This is a genomic window from Streptomyces sp. NPDC059224, assembly GCF_042754285.1.
In the GTDB taxonomy this organism is placed as follows: Bacteria; Actinomycetota; Actinomycetes; order Streptomycetales; family Streptomycetaceae; genus Streptomyces.
In genome coordinates this window covers 73,248-87,452 of the sequence record NZ_JBHZAN010000016.1, presented here as the reverse complement: position 1 = coordinate 87,452, position 14,205 = coordinate 73,248, and the positions used below count along the sequence as shown (strand labels likewise).

The following is a 14,205-nucleotide window of genomic DNA, read 5'->3' as shown; positions in this document are numbered from 1 at the left end:
GCTACGACCGGGGGCACCACATCGTCCCGTCAGGGGTGCGGGGAACTGCGCGACCTGCCACAACTCACCCGCACCCGGCACGCGGCCGTGAGCCCTACAGCACCGTCTCCGCCTCGTCGTACCGCTCCACGGGAACCGTCTTCAGCGTCTCCACCGCCTCGGCGAGCGGCACCATCTCGATGTCCGTCCCCCGCAGCGCGGTCATGTGACCGAACTCCCCGCGATGCACGGCCTCCACCGCATGCCACCCGAACCGCGTCGCCAGCACCCGGTCGTACGCCGTCGGCGTGCCACCGCGCTGCACATGCCCGAGGATGACCGGCCGCGCCTCCTTGCCGAGCCGCTGCTCCAGCTCGACGGAGAGCTGCCGGGCGATCCCGGCGAACCGCTCGTGGCCGTAGATGTCCTTGCCGCCCTCGTCGAAGGCCATCGTGCCCGTCTTCGGCTTGGCACCCTCCGCCGCCACCACGATCGCGAACCGCTTCCCGGCCTCGAACCGCTCGCCGACCCGGCGGGCCAGCTCCTCGATGTCGAAGGGGCGCTCCGGTACGACGATGGCGTGGGCGCCGGCCGCCATGCCGGAGTGCAGGGCGATCCAGCCGGTGTGCCGGCCCATGACCTCGACGACGAGGACCCGCTGGTGGGACTCGGCGGTGGTCTTCAGCCGGTCGAGTGCCTCGGTGGCCACACCCACGGCCGTGTCGAAGCCGAAGGTGACGTCGGTGACGGCGATGTCGTTGTCGATGGTCTTCGGCACGCCGACGATCGGCAGACCCGCGTCGGACATCAGCCGGGCCGCCTTCAGCGTGCCCTCACCGCCGATCGGGATGATCGCGTCGAGGCCCAGCTCGGCGACATGGCCCCTGGCCCGCTCCACGCCGTCCCGCAGGTGCGAGGGCTGGACGCGTGAGGAGCCGAGGATCGTGCCGCCACGGGCCAGGATGCCGCCCACCGCGTCCAGATCGAGCTTGAGATAGTCGCATTCCAGGAGGCCCTTCCAGCCGTCCCGGAAGCCGATGACCTCGTCGCCGTGGTCGGCGACGGCGCGGTGCACGACGGACCGGATGACGGCGTTCAGGCCGGGGCAGTCGCCGCCGGACGTGAGGACACCAATGCGCATAGCCCGAAACAACCTTCTTCACGTGGGCCGGAGACCGGACCACGCTGTCCGGCTGACATCGCCGTCACCCTACCGGCGGGAGGGGGTCCCGCCGTACCGGGCGTCCGCCTGCTGGACGCGCCCGCACATGTGAGCGGACACCCTGTCAGGCGGGCCCGGAATCCACCTCTGCGGTACAGCTCAGGCGGGCTGCTCGGCGGCCGCGATGCGCTCGTTGCGGAGCGCCTCGTACCACCGGTCGTCGATCGGCGGCAGCGCGTTCACGTCGAGTGCCAGCTTCAGCAGCAGGTCGGCGATGAGAGGGTTGCGGGCGAGTACCGGCCCGTGCATGTACGTGCCGAAGACGGTGTCGTTGTACGCGCCCTCGGTGCCGTCCCCGGTGCCGTTGCCCTTGCCCAGCCTGACCCGGGCGAGCGGGCGGGCGGTGGGACCGAGCTGGGTGACGCCCTGGTGGTTCTCGAAGCCGGTCAGCGGGGGCAGGCCGAGCCGCGGGTCGATGTCGCCGAGGACGTCCCCGACGCACCGCTCCCCGGTGCCGCGCACGGTCGTCACGTCGAGCAGGCCGAGGCCCGGCTCGCGCTGGCCCAGGTCGTTGACGAACTCGTGCCCGAGGATCTGGTAGCCGGCGCACACCGAGAACACGATCGCGCCGTTCTCCACGGCCCGGTACAGGTGCCCGTCGCGGCGCAGCCGCTCGGCGGCGAGCCGCTGCGGACGGTCCTCACCGCCGCCGATCAGGTAGATGTCGCCGGAGGTCGGGATCGGCTGGTCGCTGCGCACGTCGAGGCGGGCCACGTCGAGACCGCGCTGCCGGGCCCGGCGCTCCACGACAAGCGCGTTGCCCTGGTCGCCGTAGGTACTGAGCAGATCCGGGTAGATCCACACCAGCCGCAGTTGGTTGTCGCTCATCAATGATCGTCCTTCGGGGTCAGTCAGTTGCCGACGCGGCGGCGCAGATCCTGGAACGCGGTGTAGTTCGCGATGACCTCGATCCGGCCCGGCGGGCACATCTGCACGGCCTGGTCGAGGGAGTCGCAGACCTGGAAGTGCTGGTTCGCGACCTCCAGCCGCACCGCGAGGTCGAGCTTGCGGTCGCCGAGCACGAAGATCGGGTGGCCGGTGAGACGGGTGTAGTCGACGTCCCACAGCCAGGAGGTGTCGGTGCCGTCCGCGCCGCGTGCGTTCACGGAGAGGATCACCGGGGCCGGCGGCGGGTCGATCAGCGAGAAGGTCTCCAGCCAGCCGGCCGGGTTCTTCGCGAGGAGCAGCCGAAGGTCACGTCCCTGGAACTGCACGACGTCGTACCGTCCCGCGACGGCCTGCACCTGGTACATGCGCTCCAGGGCGACCTGCGGCGGCACCCCGAAGACGGCGGCGACGGCGGCCGAGGAGGCGGCGTTGGCCTTGTTGGCGCGTCCCGGCAGCTGGAGGTGGATCGGCCAGGCGGACCCGTGCGGGTCGAGGACGTGGTCCCCGGACAGCACCCAGCTGGGGGTCGGCCGCCGGAACCCGCACTCACCGCAGAACCAGTCGTCGCCCGGGCGCTGCATCACACCGCCGCAGGACGGGCAGGACCAGGCGTCGTCCTTCCACATCTGCCCGGCGGCGACCCAGACCACGTTGGGGGAGGAGGACGCGGCCCACACCACCAGCGGGTCGTCGCAGTTCGCCACGATGACGGCCTTCGAGCCGGCCAGGCCCTCCCGCCAGTTCTCGGCGAGCATCCGGGTCTCGGCGGCCCGGTCGAGCTGGTCGCGGGAGAGGTTCAGCAGCGCGATGCACTTCGGGTCGGTGTCCCGGGCCACCCCGGCGAGGTACTTCTCGTCGACCTCGATGACACCGAACTTGGAGTCGGAGCCGCCGGCCAGCGCCGAGGTGATGCCGGCGGGCATGTTGGCGCCGAGCGCGTTGGAGACGACCGGCCCCGCGGCCTTGAGCGCCTCGGCGATGAGCCGGGTGGTCGTCGTCTTGCCGTTGGTCGCCGAGACGAGCGTGACGTCCAGGTTCTGGGCGAGCCGGGCGAGAAGGTCGGGGTCGAGTTTGAGTGCGACCCGGCCGCCGATCACGGATCCGCTGCCGCGTCCCGCGGCACGGGACGCCGCCGCGACCGCCTTGCCGGCGGTCACGGCGATCTTGGCCCGCGGCGTGAGCGGGTCCGAGTTGCCTGCCATCAGTTCTCGATCCTCCTTGACTACGCGCCGCGCATCAGCCATCCGGCAACGTGGTGTGCACCTCAGCCTATCGAGATCTATTCGCACACCCGAATTCCGGCCCTCGCCTGCGCGGCGGGCGGGGGCTGATCGAACCGTACCCTTGCGGCCATGCGACAAGGTTCCATTCCGGGCGCCCGCGGGCGGGTCCGGCCCCTCACCCTGCTCGGTGACCCCGTGCTGCACACCCGCTGCGCGGAGGTCACCGATTTCGGTCCCGAACTCTCTCGTCTGGTGGAGGACTTGTTCGCGACGATGTACGCGTCGCAGGGCGTGGGCCTGGCGGCGAACCAGGTCGGTCAGCCGCTGCGGGTGTTCGTCTTCGACTGCCCCGACGACGAGGACGTGCGGCATCTGGGCCATGTGGTGAACCCCCGCCTGGTGGCGACCGACGGTGTGACGATCCGCGGCCCGGAGGGCTGCCTGTCCCTGCCGGGCCTGGAGGCGGGGACGGAACGCTACGACCACGCGGTGGTGGAGGGCCGTACGGCGGCGGGGGAGCCGGTCACCATCCACGGCACGGGCTTCTTCGCGCGCTGCCTCCAGCACGAGACGGACCACCTCGAGGGCCGCGTGTACGCCGACCACGTGACGGGCTGGCGCAAGCGCAGACTCGTGCGACAGGTGGCCAGGTCTCCTTGGCGCCGGTGAGCGGACGTATCCGGCGGGCGGCGCGACGGGCCCGCACCGGGCGCACAGCGGGAAACCGGACCCCTCAGAACCCCGGACCGCCCACTTTGTCCCCGGCGGCCGCCAGCCGGCCCCACAGGAGGTCCGCCAGACCCTTCACCAATTCCGCACGAGTGCAGGGCCGTTCCCCCAGCCACCAGTCCCCGGCCGCGTGCATCATCCCGACGATGCCGTGCCCCCAGACCCGTGCCAGCTGCTGACTCCCGGGCCCGAGATCCAGCCGGTCCTCGATGACCTGGGCCAGCTCCTCACCCATCCGGCGCAACAGCGGAGCCGAATGTTTCCCCACGTCGAACCCCTGGTCGGACCCGGTGCTGCCCTCCGCGGGATGCATCAGGAACCGGTAGACCTGGGGCCGTGCCTCGATCGCCGCGAGGTAGGTGTCCAAGGTCGCCTCGACCCGCTCACGGCGCTCCGCGGGTGCGTCCAGCGCGGCCCGCAGGGAGTTCAGCAACGCGTCCGTGTGCCGCTTGGCGAGGGCCGCGTAGAGGCCGCCCTTGTCGCCGAAGTGGCGATAGAGGATGGGTTTGGTGATGCCGGCCTCCGCCGCGATCGCGTTCATCGAGGCCTGCGGGCCGTCGCGCAGCACCACCCGGTCGGCGGCCTCCAACAGCTCCCGCCGTCGGCGGTCGGCGGATCGCTGCTGTTCCGTCCGCTGTGTGGTGTCCATGTGCTCTCCCCACCCCGTGCTGTTTCGGTGACGCCTGCGCAAACTAACACCTGACAGCCGACCCATCTCGAACTGGCTGCCGAGGTGACCTTGGGAGTTGACTTTTCCTACCGACGAGTAACAGACTTTGGTTACCGCTAGTAACACATTATGCGCTGCCGCTGGAGGGGTCATGGCCGAGTTCACCATGGAGCTCAACGACGAACAGAAGGAGGTCCGGGACTGGCTGCACGGCTTCGCCGCCGACGTCATCCGCCCCGCGGCCGCCGAATGGGACGAGCGTGAGGAGACTCCCTGGCCAGTCATCCAGGAGGCCGCCAAGGTGGGCATCTACTCCCTGGACTTCTACGCCCAGCAGTACTTCGACACCACCGGCCTCGGCATCCCGATGGCGATGGAGGAGCTGTTCTGGGGCGACGCGGGCATCGCGCTGTCCATCGTGGGCACGGGCCTGGCCGCCGTCGGCGTCCTCGCCAACGGTACCGAGGAGCAGATCGGCACCTGGATCCCGCAGATGTACGGCGACGCCAACGACGTCAAGGTCGCCGCGTTCTGTTCCTCCGAGCCCGACGCCGGCTCCGACGTGGCCTCCATGCGCACCCGGGCCGTGTACGACGAGGCCAAGGACGAGTGGGTGATCAACGGCACGAAGACCTGGGCGACCAACGGCGGCATCGCCAACGTCCATGTCGTCGTCGCGGTCGTCGACCCGGACCTCGGGTCCAAGGGCCACGCGTCCTTCATCATCCCGCCGGGGACGCCGGGGCTCAGCCAGGGCCAGAAGTTCAAGAAGCACGGGATCCGTGCCTCGCACACCGCCGAGGTCGTCCTGGACGACGCCCGGGTGCCGGGCTCCTGCCTGCTCGGCGGCAAGGAGAAGCTCGACGAGCGCCTCGCCCGTGCCCGGGAGCGGGCCAGGGCGGGCGGCGAGCGGGTCAAGAACGCGGCGATGGCGACGTTCGAGGCCTCACGCCCCGCCGTCGGCGCGATGGCCGTCGGTACCGCACGCGCCGCCTACGAGGTCGCGCTCGACTACGCCAAGACCCGTGAGCAGTTCGGGCGGCCGATCATCGACAACCAGGGTGTCGCCTTCCAGCTCGCGGACATGCGTACGTCGATCGACGCGGCCCGGCTGCTGGTGTGGCGTGCGTCGTGGATGGCGGTGAACGGCAAGCCGTTCACCGCCGCCGAGGGCTCGATGTCGAAACTGTTCGCCAGCGAGACCGCGAAGAAGGTCACCGCCCAGGCGATCCAGATCCTGGGCGGCAACGGGTACACGCGGGAGTACCCGGTGGAGCGGATGCACCGCGACGCGGCGATCTACACGATCTTCGAAGGCACGAGTGAGGTGCAGCGGCTGGTGATCGCCCGTACCTTGTCCGGGATGCCGATCCGGTAGCGCGGCGCCCCTGACGGGGCGCTCGGCTCACCGGTGCTTCAAAGGTGTCAGCTGCTCGATGTCGTAGCGCTTGCGGAGCTGCCCGATCGCCTCGTGGTCGGGTGGACCGCCGCTGCCGAGGATCTCCAGGAGTTCCTCGAAGTAGCGCTCGTGGTCGGGCGGCGGGGACGACTGGAAGAACATCCGCGCCGGGGTGTCCGTCGGGTTGGCGAAGGCGTGCGGACAGCCGGGGGGTACGGCGATCAGCGTGCCCGGGGTCGCCCGCACCACCCGCGTGCCCGAAGTCGACTCCCACTTCTGCCAGTTGTCGGGAGTGCGGATGCGCGGCTCGAAGGCGAGAACGTCCAGCTCGCCTTCGAGGACGTAGAACAGCTCCTCGCTGCGGGTGTGCACATGGGCGCCCACGTCGAAGCCCGGCGGGACCTCCACCTCGAAGGTGGAGGCCGCCATCGAGTGCGTGCCCGTCACCTTGAAGGTGACGCGCTGGGCCGGCGTGTGGACCACGCGTCCGTGTCCCGGCGGTACGAGGAGTCCCTCGGTGGTCGTCATGGGCCACTCACCACCTCACCGGTAGTGCCTCGGGTCCCCGGATCAACGCGCCCTTCCGGAAGGGAACCTGGTCCGCGGGCACGGCGAGCCGCAGCCCGGGGAGCCGGTCGACCAGTGCGTCGACCAGGAGTTCCTCCTCCAGCCTGCCGAGCTGGCCGCCGGGGCAGTAGTGCGGGCCGAACCCGAAGGACACATGCGGGTTGGGAGTGCGGGCGAAGTCGACCGTCTCGGGGTCCGGGAAGACGTCCGGGTCCCGGTTGGCGGCCAGGTAGCTGAGGTAGACCGCGTCTCCCGCACGGATTCGCACGCCTCTGATCTCCACGTCCTCCAGGGCGATCCGGGACAGCCCGACCGCGCTGCGGTGCGGGATCCAGCGCAGCATCTCGTCGATCGCCCGGGGGCGGACCGCCGGATCGGTGCGCAGCCGGTCCAGGAGGTCGGGGCGGGTCAGCAGCAGGTAGAACATCTGCCCGCTGTTGTTGGTGACCGCCTCGCCGCCGATCTGGAGGAGGACGGCGAGACCGACGGCCTCCGCCAGGGTGACCTCGCGGCGGCCCACGGCCGCGCCCAGCAGCGAGACCACGTCCTCGCCCGTGCTGCTGTCGCGCAGGGCGATGAGGTCGGCGAAGTAGGCGCCCATCTCGCGCTTGGCCTTCTCGCTGACCTCCTTGCCGTGACTGGAGGACAGGATCAGCTGGGTCCAGATGTGCAAGGTGTGCCGGTCGGCGGCCGGAACGCCCATCACCTCGCAGATCACCGCGATGGGGAAGGGGCTCAGGACCGTCGCCGTGAGATCGGCGGGCGGGCCGTCCTGGACGAGTTCGTCGACGAGCTCGTCCAGCATGCGGCGGGCCTTGTCCCGGACCCGCTCCACGCCCTTGGAGGTGAGCGCGGAGGCCACCGAGCGGCGCAGCCGCGTGTGGTCGGGCGGGTCCAGGAAACCGACCGCCCCACGGTCCGGGATGAAGTGCGGGGCGAGCCTGGTGACCTGCCGCTCCATCACCGCCTCACGGCTGAACCGGAGGTCGTTGGCCACCATCCGTACGTCGTCGTACCGGGTGACCAGCCAGGCCCAGCCCTCGCCGTTGGGCAGTTGGATCCGGGTGACCGGACCCTCCCGCATCAGCTCGGCCAGGGTGGGGTCGAAGTCCACTCCCGCCAGGTCCGGCACCTCCCAGTGCCGGACCGGGCAGGCGGCCGCGCCGGAGGACCGGTCCGCGGCCTCGTCGGCGGGGCCGAGCGGTTCGGTGAGCGCCATCGCGGTCAAGCCGCCTCTTCGCCCGCACGCCGCCAGCGACCCAGCGACATCTCCGCGGTGATGCCGGGACCGAATCCGGCCAGCAGGCCGCGTGCCTGGTGCTCGGCACCGCCCTCCTCGAACATCCGGCGCAGTGCGTCCAGGACGACGGCGCTCGCGATGTTGCCGTACTCGGTGAGCGTGGACCGGCTGAACCGGAACGCGTGCGGATCGACCTTGAGGAACTTGCTCAGGTCGTCCAGGATGCGGGGCCCGCCCGCGTGGACTATGTAGAAGTCCAGGTCGGATGCGTTCCAGCCGTGCAGCCCTGCCAGGTCCTGGAGGGCCGGCGCGAGCGGCTCCATGGTCGCCGGGACCCGCTTGTCCAGCAGGAAGTGGAATCCGGTGGCCCGGACGTCGTACATGATCCACTCTTCGGTCTTGGGGATCAGGTACGAGCCGTTGCGTTCGAGCTCGACGCCGGTACCGCCCTTGCCGCGGACCACGGCGGCGGCGATGCCGTCACCGAAGAGGCCGTTGGAGAGCAGCGAGCCGACGCCGAGGTCGGTCGGCTGGTAGCACAGCGAGCAGAACTCGCAGGCCACGATGAGCGCGTTGGCGTTCGGGTACGCCGAGCAGAAGTCGTGCGCCCGGTTGATAGCCGCTCCGCCGGCCGCGCAGCCGAGCTGCGCGATGGGGATCTGGCGGGTGGTGGAGTCGAAGTCCATCTCGTTGATCAGCCACGCCGTGAGCGAGGGCATCATGAAGCCCGTGCACGAGACGTAGATGATCACGTCGATGTCGCGGGTGAGCAGCTCTGCGTCGTCCAGCGCTCGTTGGATGACTGCGGGGACCCGGGCCTTGGCCTCGACCTCGTAGAGCTTGTTGCGCTCCTCGAAGCCGGGGTGCTTGAGGGTTTCCTCGATCGGCTGCACGATGTGCCGGGTGCGAACGCCCGTGTTCTCGATCAGTCTCAGCGCCAGTGGCAGCTGCGGGTGGTTCTCGTGGTGGGAGCGCGCCAGTTCCAGCGTCTCCTCCATCGTGATCACGTACTCCGGGACCGACACTGAGGGTTTGCACAAAGTCGCCATGAACCGTGCCTGCTTTCAGCCTTCCGGCGGGTTTGGCCCCGACCGGTCAGAGAGGTGGTTCACCTCAGGAGGTGGTTCCCTCACGATCACCCGTGAGGGCGACGATCTCGCGCCGGACTACTCCGAACCGGTGACCCCGTGTCAGGGACGGATCGGCGCAGAGTTGTCCCGGTCAGGAGGACACGGCGCCGGACACGATTGCGAAAATGCCGAGAACGGCCAGGTCAGAGCTTTTCCCCGAGGCGAACACCGATCCAGGGCCCCGCAGGTGACCAGTGGCCGGGCGAGTCGGGAGAAACGTGCCGCACATGCTCCGGAAAACACCGGGTGATCCCGCCCGCCGACGTGCGTTCCTGCATCTGGCGCAGTGCGCCGTCCGGGTCGCGGCGCAGCGTACGAGGAGAAGTCCTTGACGTCGTCGGCCGCACTCACGCGGAGGGGCGCGGGGCGGTGCCGATGCCGCCGCGCGGGCGCGACGGGCCCCCGTTCACCCGCAGCCGCCGAACTAGCCCTGCTGCCCGCTGCTGTGGGCGATACACGCCACGTCGATCCGGTCCGCGAGCTTCGCCAGCTCAATGGTCAGCGCGGCCACCGTGTCCTCGTCCAGCCCGCTCTCCCCGGCCTCCACCAGGCGTACCCACCGCCCACCCATGGTCCGCAACAACTTACTCACGTCGGCGGCGGTCACCTGCAAGTTTCCGCGGTCGTCGACGATCAGAGGCAGAGTCACTTCCCGGTTCACACCCGGATCGTAGCCGCGCAACCGTCACGCACCGTGCCAAACGGTGGTGATGTTGCAGAACTCCCGGATTCCGTGCCCGGACAGCTCACGTCCGTAGCCGGACCGCTTCACACCGCCGAACGGGAACGCCGGGTGGGAGACGGTCATGCCGTTGACGAACACGCCACCTGCCTCCAGATCCCGCACGAACCGGTCCACCTCCGCCTCGTCCCGCGTCCACACGTTCGAACTCAGCCCGAAAGGAGAGTCGTTGGCGATGAGAACAGCCTCGTCCAGGTCTCCGGCCCGGTAGAGCGTGGCCACCGGCCCGAACGCCTCCTCGCGGTGGATGCGCATGTCGCGGTGGATCCCGGCGAGCACGGTCGGCGGGTAGAACCAGCCGGGCCCCTGAGGCCGCTGTCCGCCGCACAGCACCCGCGCACCCGACCGCTTCGCGTCCTCGACGAGTTCCTCCAGGTCGGCCCGTCCCTGCTCGCTCGACAGCGGCCCGACGTCCGTCCCCTCGTCCATCGGGTCGCCCGTCCGCAGCGCCGCCATGGCCGCCACGAACCGCTCGGCGAAGGCGTCGTAGACGTCGGTGTGCACGATGAACCGCTTCGCGGCGATGCACGACTGCCCGTTGTTCTGCACCCGCGCGGTCACCGCGGTCCTCGCGGCGCGGTCGACGTCCGCCGACGGCATCACCACGAAGGGGTCGCTGCCGCCCAGTTCCAGCACCGTCTTCTTGATCATCTCGCCGGCGGTGGCGGCGACCGCGCGGCCCGCGGGCTCGCTGCCGGTGAGCGTGGCCGCCCGCACCCGCTCGTCACGCAGGAGGTCGTCGACCGCCCCGGAGCCGATCAGCAGGGTCTGGAAGCAGCCCTCGGGGAAGCCCGCCCGGTGGAAGAGATCCTCCAGGTACAAGGCGGTCTGCGGCACGTTCGAGGCGTGCTTGAGCAGACCGACGTTGCCCGCCATCAGGGCCGGCGCGGCGAACCGGACGACCTGCCAGAGCGGGAAGTTCCACGGCATCACGGCCAGCACCGGCCCGATGGGGCGGTAGCGCACCCGCACCCGGGTCGCGCCCGAGTCCTTCACGTCCGCCTCCGCCGGCTCCTCGTCGGCCAGCAGCTCCTGCGCGTGGTCGGCGTACCAGCGCATCGCCTTCGCGCACTTCCCGGCCTCCGCGCGGGCCTGCGCCAGCGGCTTGCCCATCTCGGTGGTCATCGTGCGGGCGATGTCGTCCTGGTCCGCGTCCAGCAGGTCGGCGGCCCGGTGCAGCAGCCGGGCGCGCTCGGCGAAGGAGCTCGTCCGGTAGGTCCGGAACGTCGCCTCGGCGAGTTCGAGCCGGCGCTCGAGTTCGTCCTCGTCCATGGCCTCGAACGTTTCGAGCGTCTCGCCGGTCGCCGGGTTCACCGTCGCGATGGGCATGGCTGACCTCCCTGGGAGCGGGTTTGCTTCGACCTTCGCGCGCGGTCCCGTGGACCGCAACGCGTGCGCCGCTGTTCAGTCCGTGTGCTCCGCCAGCCGGTCGAGAAACGCGGCCTGTGCCTTGACGATCACCTCACGGGCCCGGTGGGGAGAGAGCCAGGCCACCCGGTCCAGCTCCGGGAACTCCTGGATCCGGCCCGAGCGCGGCGGCCACTCCATCGTGAAGGTGCCGGGAACCGCCGCGGCCGGATCCAGGTCCGCCTCGATCGCCCACACCGTCACGATCTTGCCGTTGCTCTGCCGGACCTCGCCGAGGGCGACCGCCTCGCCGTCCGGCGCCGGCAGGCCCAGCTCCTCCTGGAACTCACGGCGGGCTGCCGCCCAGGCGGTCTCGCCGGGCTCGTACTCGCCCTTGGGGACGCTCCACGCGCCCGCGTCCTTCTTCGCGAAAAAGGGGCCGCCCATATGGCCGAGCAGTACCTCGACGCCCTGGCCGGTACGGCGGAACAGCAGCAGTCCGGCGCTTCGCTTCGGCTCCGTCAACGCCGTACCTCCGGATGGGCGGCCAGCAGGGTCTCCACCGTATCGGCCTCCCGCGGCCGTTTGTCCTCGCGGTAGCGGACCACCCGGGCGAACCGCAGGGTGACGCCGGCCGGGTAGCGGGAGGACCTCTGCAGGCCGTCGTAGGCGATCTCGACGACGAGTTCCGGGCGTACGGTCACCACCCGGCCGTCGTCCGAGACCTCCAGTTCCTTCAGCCGGGCGGTCTGCCACCTGAGCATCGCGTCGGTCATGCCCTTGAAGGTCTTGCCCAGCATGGCGAAGCCGCCGTCCGTGGTGCGGGCGCCGAGGTGGAGGTTGGAGAGCCTGCCGGTGCGCCGGCCGTGCCCCCACTCGGCGGCCAGGACGACCAGGTCGAGGGTGTGCACCGGCTTGACCTTCAGCCAGGAGGCACCGCGCCGGCCCGCGCTGTAGGGGGCGTCCAGCCCCTTGACGACCACGCCCTCGTGGCCGCGTTCCAGGGTGGCGGCGAGGAACTCCTCGGCGGCCGCCATGTCCTCGGGACCGGCCACCAGGGCCCGGCGGACCCGCATCGGCTCGGGGACCAGCCGGGCCAGCTCCGCGTGCCGTTCGGCGAAGGGCAGGTCGAGGAGGTCGTGGCCGCCGACCGAGAGCGCGTCGAAGAAGACGGGGGAGACCGGCACCTCCCGCGCCGCCTTCGCCACGTCCGTCCGGGATCCGACCCGGCCCGCCGTCTCCTGGAAGGAGCGGGGGCGGCCGTCGGCGCCGAAGGAGATCACCTCGCCGTCCAGGATGAACCGGTCGCCCGTCAACTCCAGCGTGGCGGCCGTGACTTCGGGGAGCCGGTCGGTGATGTCGTCCAGGGTGCGGGTGTGGATCCGTACCGTCCCGCCGTCCCGGTGGACCTGGACACGGATGCCGTCGAGCTTCTCCTCGACCGCGCAGGCGCCCAGCTTGCCGACCGCCTCGGCGACCGAGGAGGCGCTGTGCGCCAGCATCGGAAGCACCGGGCGGCCGACGGTGAGCCGGAACCGGGCGAGGGCCGGCGGGCCGTCCGCGAGCAGGGCCTCGGCCACCTTCTGGAGGGACCCGGCGAGCATCACCGCCCGGCGCACGTCGGCAGCGTCCGCGCCGGTCGCCTGCGCGAGTCCCTCCACGGCCACCGCGTCCAGGGCGCCCTGCCGTACCTCGCCGGTGATCAGCCCCAGCAGGAAGCGCTGCTCCTCGGCGGTCGCCGCGCCCATCAACTCGCCCACGATCCGGGAGCGTTCGGCCTGGGAACCGGGCCCGGCGACCTTGCCCAGCCCGGTCAGCCGGGCGTCGACCTCGAGGACCGTGAGGGACGGCTCGGGGGCCGGCGGCACCGGGCGGCTCAGCACCTTCCAGCCGACGCCGAGACGGCCCTGGGGGAGACGGCCGGCGAGATACGGGATGACGACCGGCACGTCGTCCGGGGCCGTCTCCCGGAAGAGGCCGGCGAGCAGTGCGGTCTTGCGGGAGCGGGCCGCGGTGGCGGCGACCTCCCGGGACACTTCGGCGAGCCGGCTCAGCAGCATGCAGCCATGGTGCAACGAGTGTGCCCGGACTACACCCGCACGTCGGCGTCCAGGTCCGCGAAGAGCAGCTCGCCGTTGATCGCCGCACCGGCGCGGTAGCCCCGGCTGGCCGCGTTGACCACCTGCTCGGCGAAGCCGCTCGCGTTGCCGGCCGCCCACAGCCCGGGCACGGTCGTCCGGCCCTGTTCGTCGATGACCGGGTAGGCGCCGAAGGGGGTCTGCGCCAGCTCCGCGCCCAGCCCGACCAGCAGGCCGGTGCGGGGGACCGGGCGAGGGGCGACGAACAGCGCCTGCCGTTCGTGCACGGTGCCGTCCCCGAGCCGCACCCCCGTCAGCCGGTCGTCCTCGACACACAGCCCCGTCACCTCGCCGGACACCACCCGCACCCCCGCCGCGGCCAGCCGCCGCCGGTCGTCCTCGGACAGTTCCGCCTCCTCGACCAGGTGGAGGAAGAGGGTCACGTCCTGGGACCACTGGGTGACCATCAGCGCCTGGTGCACGCTCGTCGGGGTGGTGGCCAGGACACCGAAGGCCTGGTCGCGGACCTCCCAGCCGTGGCAGTACGGGCAGTGCAGGACATCCCGGCCGAACCGCTCGGCCACCCCGGGCACGGGCGGCAGCTCGTCCCTCAGTCCGGAGGCGACCACCAGCTGCCGGGCCCGGACCTGCCGGCCGCTCGCCAGCGACACGGTGAAGTCACCGTCCCTGGCCGCGCTCACCGCCCGGTCCCGCACCAGGTCGACGCCGTAGCGAGCGATCTCCTCGCGGCCGGCGGCCAGGAACTCCCCGGGCGGCATGCCGTCCCGGGACAGGAAGCCCTGCATGTGGGCGGCGGGGGCGTTGCGCGGTTCGCCCGCGTCGACGACCAGGGTGCGGCGCCGGGCCCGGCCGAGGACCAGTGCGGCGGAGAGCCCGGCCGCACCGCCTCCGACGACGATCACTTCGTACGTATCGGTCATGGTGACCACCTCCGCCGGCGACGGTCGCGCACCGGGGACAGATTGACAAA

General features: G+C 71.1%; 14 protein-coding genes. 2 read left to right on the top strand and 12 right to left on the bottom strand.

Translation table 11 applies throughout. The features are described from left to right. Positions 1–94: 94 nt before the first annotated feature. From ACFXI4_RS19105 to ACFXI4_RS19095, 3 genes are all read right to left on the bottom strand, one after another. Positions 95–1,120 carry a 6-phosphofructokinase gene (locus ACFXI4_RS19105; RefSeq protein ID WP_384992151.1) on the bottom strand — a complete coding sequence of 342 codons (1,026 nt, stop codon included), beginning with the start codon at positions 1,118–1,120 and terminating at the stop codon, positions 95–97. A gap of 180 nt (positions 1,121–1,300) precedes the next feature. Next, the gene (locus ACFXI4_RS19100; protein ID WP_362715965.1) at positions 1,301–2,029 is read right to left on the bottom strand and encodes a glutamine amidotransferase; all 729 of its coding nucleotides are present in this window, start codon (positions 2,027–2,029) and stop codon (positions 1,301–1,303) included. Between the two features lie 23 nt (positions 2,030–2,052). Then, positions 2,053–3,291, bottom strand: coding sequence for a MurT ligase domain-containing protein (locus tag ACFXI4_RS19095; protein ID WP_351499380.1), 1,239 nt, complete (start codon positions 3,289–3,291; stop codon positions 2,053–2,055). Between the two features lie 150 nt (positions 3,292–3,441). Between ACFXI4_RS19095 and def the strand changes: the two genes are divergently transcribed. Continuing rightward, positions 3,442–3,981 (top strand): peptide deformylase, encoded by a 540-nt coding sequence (def, locus tag ACFXI4_RS19090; protein ID WP_384992147.1) that lies wholly within the window; start codon positions 3,442–3,444, stop codon positions 3,979–3,981. A gap of 64 nt (positions 3,982–4,045) precedes the next feature. Here the strand turns inward: def and ACFXI4_RS19085 are convergent, their stop codons facing one another. Further along, a complete protein-coding gene (locus ACFXI4_RS19085) occupies positions 4,046–4,690 on the bottom strand; it encodes a TetR family transcriptional regulator (protein WP_362715972.1) in 645 nt (214 codons plus the stop codon). A gap of 172 nt (positions 4,691–4,862) precedes the next feature. Between ACFXI4_RS19085 and ACFXI4_RS19080 the strand changes: the two genes are divergently transcribed. Then, complete coding sequence (locus tag ACFXI4_RS19080; RefSeq protein ID WP_362715975.1) at positions 4,863–6,089, top strand: acyl-CoA dehydrogenase family protein; 1,227 nt, start codon at positions 4,863–4,865, stop codon at positions 6,087–6,089. 27 nt (positions 6,090–6,116) lie between these two features. Here ACFXI4_RS19080 and ACFXI4_RS19075 read toward each other — a convergent pair whose 3' ends face one another. From ACFXI4_RS19075 to ACFXI4_RS19040, 8 genes are all read right to left on the bottom strand, one after another. Continuing rightward, positions 6,117–6,638: a cupin domain-containing protein gene (locus ACFXI4_RS19075; RefSeq protein ID WP_384992143.1), complete on the bottom strand. Its 522-nt coding sequence runs from the start codon at positions 6,636–6,638 to the stop codon at positions 6,117–6,119. Between the two features lie 7 nt (positions 6,639–6,645). After that, entirely contained in the window at positions 6,646–7,896 is a 1,251-nt protein-coding gene (locus tag ACFXI4_RS19070) for a cytochrome P450 (protein ID WP_384992404.1), read from the bottom strand. A gap of 5 nt (positions 7,897–7,901) precedes the next feature. After that, the gene (locus ACFXI4_RS19065) at positions 7,902–8,966 is read right to left on the bottom strand and encodes a type III polyketide synthase (RefSeq protein ID WP_362715980.1); all 1,065 of its coding nucleotides are present in this window, start codon (positions 8,964–8,966) and stop codon (positions 7,902–7,904) included. Positions 8,967–9,471: 505 nt separating this feature from the next. Beyond that, positions 9,472–9,708: a DUF6213 family protein gene (locus tag ACFXI4_RS19060; protein WP_362715983.1), complete on the bottom strand. Its 237-nt coding sequence runs from the start codon at positions 9,706–9,708 to the stop codon at positions 9,472–9,474. A gap of 24 nt (positions 9,709–9,732) precedes the next feature. Then, positions 9,733–11,118, bottom strand: a complete 1,386-nt coding sequence (locus ACFXI4_RS19055) for an NADP-dependent succinic semialdehyde dehydrogenase (RefSeq protein WP_362715985.1) — start codon at positions 11,116–11,118, stop codon at positions 9,733–9,735. Positions 11,119–11,193: 75 nt separating this feature from the next. Next, positions 11,194–11,661, bottom strand: a complete 468-nt coding sequence (locus ACFXI4_RS19050; protein WP_384992138.1) for an NUDIX domain-containing protein — start codon at positions 11,659–11,661, stop codon at positions 11,194–11,196. Further along, positions 11,658–13,196, bottom strand: coding sequence for an ATP-dependent DNA ligase (locus ACFXI4_RS19045; protein WP_384992135.1), 1,539 nt, complete (start codon positions 13,194–13,196; stop codon positions 11,658–11,660). The genes ACFXI4_RS19050 and ACFXI4_RS19045 overlap by 4 nt, the downstream gene beginning before the upstream one ends. Positions 13,197–13,225: 29 nt before the next feature. Continuing rightward, complete coding sequence (locus ACFXI4_RS19040) at positions 13,226–14,155, bottom strand: NAD(P)/FAD-dependent oxidoreductase (protein ID WP_384992132.1); 930 nt, start codon at positions 14,153–14,155, stop codon at positions 13,226–13,228. Positions 14,156–14,205: the final 50 nt, after the last annotated feature.